The sequence below is a fragment of the Staphylococcus sp. LCT-H4 genome (assembly GCF_001866145.1).
Classification (GTDB): domain Bacteria; phylum Bacillota; class Bacilli; order Staphylococcales; family Staphylococcaceae; genus Staphylococcus; species Staphylococcus succinus.
Map to the genome: position 1 here is coordinate 1 of NZ_MODY01000013.1, position 3,069 is coordinate 3,069.

At 28.8% G+C, this 3,069-nt stretch carries 6 protein-coding genes; all 6 read right to left on the reverse strand.

Translation table 11 applies throughout. The features are described from left to right. Positions 1-211: 211 nt before the first annotated feature. Positions 212-397, reverse strand: a complete 186-nt coding sequence (locus BK821_RS13040) for a hypothetical protein (RefSeq protein WP_071331838.1) — start codon at positions 395-397, stop codon at positions 212-214. A 16-nt stretch (positions 398-413) separates the two neighbouring features. Further along, the gene (locus tag BK821_RS13045) at positions 414-1,085 is read right to left on the reverse strand and encodes a hypothetical protein (protein ID WP_071331839.1); all 672 of its coding nucleotides are present in this window, start codon (positions 1,083-1,085) and stop codon (positions 414-416) included. Positions 1,086-1,421: 336 nt separating this feature from the next. Next, on the reverse strand, positions 1,422-1,622 hold the full coding sequence (locus BK821_RS13050) for a hypothetical protein (protein ID WP_071331840.1): 201 nt from the start codon (positions 1,620-1,622) through the stop codon (positions 1,422-1,424). 13 nt (positions 1,623-1,635) lie between these two features. After that, the gene (locus tag BK821_RS13055) at positions 1,636-2,172 is read right to left on the reverse strand and encodes a hypothetical protein (RefSeq protein WP_071331841.1); all 537 of its coding nucleotides are present in this window, start codon (positions 2,170-2,172) and stop codon (positions 1,636-1,638) included. A 147-nt stretch (positions 2,173-2,319) separates the two neighbouring features. Then, on the reverse strand, positions 2,320-2,499 hold the full coding sequence (locus tag BK821_RS13060) for a hypothetical protein (protein ID WP_071331842.1): 180 nt from the start codon (positions 2,497-2,499) through the stop codon (positions 2,320-2,322). Continuing rightward, positions 2,500-2,613, reverse strand: coding sequence for a hypothetical protein (locus BK821_RS13730; protein WP_371261106.1), 114 nt, complete (start codon positions 2,611-2,613; stop codon positions 2,500-2,502). It abuts the gene before it with no gap. Positions 2,614-3,069 lie beyond the last annotated feature (456 nt).

Sequence of the window (3,069 nt, forward strand, 5' to 3'; positions counted from 1 at the left end):
AATATGTAATTAGCGGAGAGTGAGGGATTTTATAAAACTTATAAATTCAGTATTTAAAGAAACTCATGAACGTTACGGGAACGTTAAAGATTTAAAATATTTCTCGCTCTTATAATAAAACAACCCACCTATTCACTTAGGTGGGCTGTTTTTATTTACGCTTATTATCCTTCTCAATTTTAAGTTTCTACTTTAGAGGGAAAATATTAAATTATTTATCCTTATTTTTTCGTTTATCAATTTTAGTATTAATAATATTTATCAATACTAATATAATAAACACAGTACCTCCTATATATATCGGCGTCATTGTTTCATTATCTGTAAAGTAAGTTATTAAACTGCAAAAAATAGCAGTTAAAATAGCGCCAATTAATAATACAAAACCTTTATTCATTTACTTACTCCTCTTTTTATTGTTTAGTAATTGATGTGATAGATCCATCAACTTTACCATGTACTATAATGCCATTTTTAGGTACAGCTTTCCCAGAATATGATGTTATAATTGTTGATACAAAGGTCCCTAATGCAGCACCGCCTATTCCACCTAAACCACTTAAAAGTACAATGCCTGACGAAATACCACCGTTCGCGATAGTCGTAGTTAATTTGTGAGACATATACAAATTAACTTTTCCTTTTTTACCATATGTAACTTTAGTTACTCCGCCTTTTTTAGCTGCTTCTGTAACTATTTTATTAGATGAAGATTTAGTTTCTTTTAAACCTTGTTTTTCTAATTCTTGATTAATTTCATCATCAGATATATACGTCACCAATTCTCCATTTTCAACTGTAACATGCTTTGCACCTTGAACATTTTGATTAATTTGATTAACGTTATTTTTTATCTTTTCTACCTCTTTAGGCGAAGCATTAGTATCAGTTTTAAATGTTTCTTCATCAAAATGATACATTTTATTCTCTGCATCTGCAGTTATGTATTTGCTTGCTTGATTAGATACTGTATTTTCAGTACCTACTTCATTATCAACTTGAGCGGCATCTACTGCAGGAGATAATGTAAGTGATAGAGCTAAACTTGCTGTACAAACCGTTCCTAAAATCTTAAGTTTCTTCATAATTAAATTTCTTTCTCTAATTATTCCGTCAACAACATTATCACATTCTATAATACTTTGCCCTACTTATTCCCTAAGTGTTTTATATTAGTTCTAAACTGTTATTTTTTAATTATAAATTGTGCATTTTTATAACAAAACCAAAAAACAGCGGAATTATCGGTTGTACTTAATCTTATAAATTTAGAAGGCATAGAGATGCCCGCAATTGTAAAATTTCCCATGATTATATAAATAAAATAACCACCTATTCATTTAGGTGGGCTTATTTATTTCAACTATTTCAATTTCAAAGAAAACTCACCTAAATTAATAAGTGAGTTTTTATACATTTTATTATTTCCATCCTTTTCGTCTTATCTGTCTATAGGTGAAAATAACAAATATTACTATAAAAGAAAATTGCATGATTTTTACAATCAGTGAACTAAAATTTAAATAATCTATTCCAGCAACAACACCAATAACTGGAACTATTATATTTAGTACAAACAATACTATTGCTAGTGCAAGTAGTATTTGTTGTGATTTAGGCATAAATTTACCTCCATTATAATACGATAGTTACAAAAGTTGCGGCAACCGCATCTGCAGTAGCTTTATTTAATCCGGCGTTTTGTCTAAGATACTTGCTTATTACTGTAGTGGCTTTCTCTTGTGAATTTGCTAAAAGGTTGAGTAACTTTGTGATTGATTCATAATGTAAAGCAACCAACTCTGTTCCGGTTGTATTTTCTACTTTTTTAACTAATTTATTCCACCCTTTTTTACCAACTTTTTTCATGACTGCTTTTATACTCTTTGCTGCTGCTTTTGCAGCTAAAGTAACTTTACCACGTTCTTCTGAAGCTGCTATGTTATTCTTTAATTCTTGTTTCACTGATGGGTCTTTAAAATCACTATCTGGCATTTCATTAATTGCTTTAATCCAAGCTTCTTTATACTTAATATACTCTTCTTTTTCTTGTTGGTCATTATTTTTCTCTGTAGTAGCTGCTTTCACTTGTGCTGAACTCATTGTTAAAGGTTGTAATAATATCGTACTCGCTAAAAATACAGTGCTAAATTTCAAAAATTTGTTTTCCAAACCTATACCCCCTGCCTACTTTTTAGTTTCTTACAATCACATTGTACATAACCTTTTATTTTTTTGTCTTTTATTGCCTATATGTATAAATTAATTTCTTAAGTGTCCTATCTTCCTTAATAAATGTAATAAAAAACAGCCCATCCATTAATTTAGGTGGGCTTTTGCGTATTCGTATAGTTTTTCTGCAGTATCTACTGTTAAATTTCCAATTGTTCTTTCGCCGTTTCTTAGTCTTTGTATTATGGAATTACTCACGCCAGTTTCTTTGCCGATTTTGTATGATGAAATATCAGAATCTAATAATTTTTGTATTTCGTCTTTCATTTAAAACACCCACTTCATTAATACGATAATTGTAATTAAGAATAACGACCAAGCAAATGCACCTTCAATTTTTTCTCTCTTTGTTGTTTTTCTAATATCAATAGTTAGTTTCATTTATTTAGAATGAGGATTATGTTATATTTATATTCAAGAGAGGCGAACCCCTCATCTGTTTAGTACTCAAAAGCTATCTCGAATTGTACAACGACCAAATTGACTTTTATCGAGAATTTAAAGCTTTTGGGTGCTTTTATTTTTATCCTCATTCCTTCACCTCCTATAATATATTATAACGCGCCAGTTGGCATATAACTATAATTTTATTACATTTTTCCTATTTTATTTCAATTATCTCACTTAATTTTATTTTAATTAATCCAGTTTCTTCATATAAATGTAAACTTTGTTCATGAGTATCTATCTTGTGTTATAAAGTCACTTTAATTATATATAAAAAAAATAATATTTCGAAAAATATTCATTGATGATATTTTAATATTGAAAAGGAGATGATATAAATGGAAAAAAGTGAGGATGACATTTTTTATAAAAGTCTGTATAAAGAAAAAA

What these genes read in the sequence shown, in the direction of transcription:
- BK821_RS13050 (WP_071331840.1), bottom strand. Translation starts at nt 1,622, where the DNA reads ATGCCTAAATCACAACAAATACTACTTGCACTAGCAATAGTATTGTTT.
- BK821_RS13730 (WP_371261106.1), bottom strand. Translation starts at nt 2,613, where the DNA reads ATGAAACTAACTATTGATATTAGAAAAACAACAAAGAGAGAAAAAATT.
- BK821_RS13040 (WP_071331838.1), bottom strand. Translation starts at nt 397, where the DNA reads ATGAATAAAGGTTTTGTATTATTAATTGGCGCTATTTTAACTGCTATT.
- BK821_RS13045 (WP_071331839.1), bottom strand. Translation starts at nt 1,085, where the DNA reads ATGAAGAAACTTAAGATTTTAGGAACGGTTTGTACAGCAAGTTTAGCT.
- BK821_RS13060 (WP_071331842.1), bottom strand. Translation starts at nt 2,499, where the DNA reads ATGAAAGACGAAATACAAAAATTATTAGATTCTGATATTTCATCATAC.